Source organism: Hydrogenophaga sp., from assembly GCF_031426985.1.
Lineage (GTDB): Bacteria > Pseudomonadota > Gammaproteobacteria > Burkholderiales > Burkholderiaceae_C > Hydrogenophaga.
The window spans coordinates 1-1806 of record NZ_JASJOY010000240.1; the positions used below are offsets into that span (position 1 = coordinate 1).

General features: G+C 64.9%; 3 protein-coding genes. All 3 read right to left on the reverse strand.

All coding sequences use genetic code 11. The features are described from left to right. The coding region (locus RMP09_RS23815) for an aconitase family protein (RefSeq protein ID WP_310568454.1) at positions 1 to 229 on the reverse strand (229 nt) is incomplete at its 3' end. Positions 230 to 260: 31 nt separating this feature from the next. Then, positions 261 to 1205 carry a LysR family transcriptional regulator gene (locus RMP09_RS23820; protein ID WP_310568455.1) on the reverse strand — a complete coding sequence of 315 codons (945 nt, stop codon included), beginning with the start codon at positions 1203 to 1205 and terminating at the stop codon, positions 261 to 263. Between the two features lie 227 nt (positions 1206 to 1432). After that, positions 1433 to 1806, reverse strand: a 374-nt coding sequence (locus RMP09_RS23825; RefSeq protein ID WP_310568456.1) for a citrate/2-methylcitrate synthase, incomplete at its 5' end; no start/stop codon positions are given.

A 1806-nucleotide genomic window follows, 5' to 3' on the forward strand; every position in this document is an offset into this window, starting at 1 on the left:
TGCCGTCGTAGCCCAGTTCCCAGCCGGTGGTGGGCGTGTTGTGGTCGGCGGTGGCGACGATGGAGCTGACGCGCCAGACCTTGCGGCCGGCCTGGCGCAGGCCCTCGAAGGCCTGCGGGCTGGTGACTTCGTGCACCAGGTGGCGGTCGATGTAGAGGATGGACGTGCCGTCTTCCTCGGTGTGGACGACGTGTTCGTCCCAGATCTTGTCGTAGAGCGTGCGGGCCATGGGGCGTGGTTCTCCTGTGGGGCTTGAAATTTTAGGACGGTGTGAGGTGGCTGTTGGCCTGTGTGGACAGATGGTCCACCAGCAGCCGGGCGCTGACGGGCAGACTGGAGAAGTCGCGGGCCACCAGATCGATGTGGCGGATGGCCCAGGCATCGGTGAGTTCGACCACCTGCAGTTCGCCGACGCCGCGCATGAGTTCGAAGGCGCGGTGTGGCATCAGGCCAATGCCCAGACCGTTGTGGATCATGCGGCACATGGCATCCAGCCCGGTGACGCGGATGCGCAGGCGGATGTTGCGTCCGCTGGCGGTGGCCGCGATGTGCATGGCGCGGTAGATGGAACTGTTGGCGTGCAGGCCGACGTGGTCCCAGTCCAGGCTGTCGGCAAAGGCGATGGCATCGCTGGTGGCGGCCAGCGGGTGGCGCGCAGGCACGACCAGCACCAAACGGTCCTGGCGGTAGGGCAGGGCCTGCAGATCGTGGGCGCGTTCGTCGTTGCCGGCGTGACAGATGCCCAGATCGGCCGCACCTTCCTGCACCGCGCGCAGCACCTCGGTCGAGAGACGTTCTTCGAGGTCGATCTTGATGGCGTCGTGGGCACGGATGAAGCTGCCCAGGTCCTCGGGCAGGAACTGCACCGTGGCCGAGATGTTGGCGTGCACCCGCACATGGCCGCGCACGCCGTCGGCGTATTCCGAGAGTTCGCTCTGCATCTGGTCCAGACTGAAGAGCACCGATCGCGCGTGGTGCAACAGGCTCTGTCCTGCGGGCGTGGGGGTCACGCCGCGTGCATGGCGCAGCAACAGCGGGGTAGCCACGGTGGATTCGAGGTCCGAGAGCCGTTTGCTGACCGCGGAGGGGGCCATGAACTCCAGTTCGGCCGCCTTGCCGATGCTGCCGCGTTCGCACACCGCCACGAACAGTTGCAGCGTGGTCAGGTCCAGGCGACGGGTGAAGGCTCGGTCGGGGGTGTTCATGAAGCAGTCATCGCATTTCAAGATGACTTCGATGATTTTCCCTCTTTTGTTGTGGGTCTGGCATCGTGATTGGCGATGTCAGACCCCGCAAAAACAAAACCCGCTGCACCAGAGGTGAGCGGGTCGGAGTGAAGTGCCTTGACCAGCACACACCGTGGAACCGGCTTCGCCGGGCCACAGGTGTGGTCCCCCTTTTCAAGGGGGAAGCCGCAAAGCGGCGCAGGGGGTTATCGCTTAAACCCGGCCGGCACGTCGCGGCGTGCCGCGCCCGTGAACAGCTGGCGCGGACGGCCGATCTTGTACTCGGGGTCGGCCAGCATTTCGTTGAGCTGGGCGATCCAGCCGACGGTGCGGGCCAGCGCGAAGATGCCGGTGAACAGGCTGACGGGGATGCCGATGGCGCGCTGCACGATGCCGGAGTAGAAGTCGACGTTCGGGTAGAGCTTGCGGCTGACGAAGTACTCGTCTTCCAGCGCGATCTTTTCCAGTTCCTTGGCCAGTTTGAACAGGGGGTCGTTCTCCAGGCCCAGTTCGGCCAGCACTTCGTTGCAGGTTTCCTGCATCAGCTTGGCGCGCGGGTCGTAGTTCTTGTAGACGCGGT

Coding starts and splice junctions, on each gene's coding strand:
- RMP09_RS23820 (WP_310568455.1), bottom strand. CDS start 1,205: ATGAACACCCCCGACCGAGCCTTCACCCGTCGCCTGGACCTGACCACG.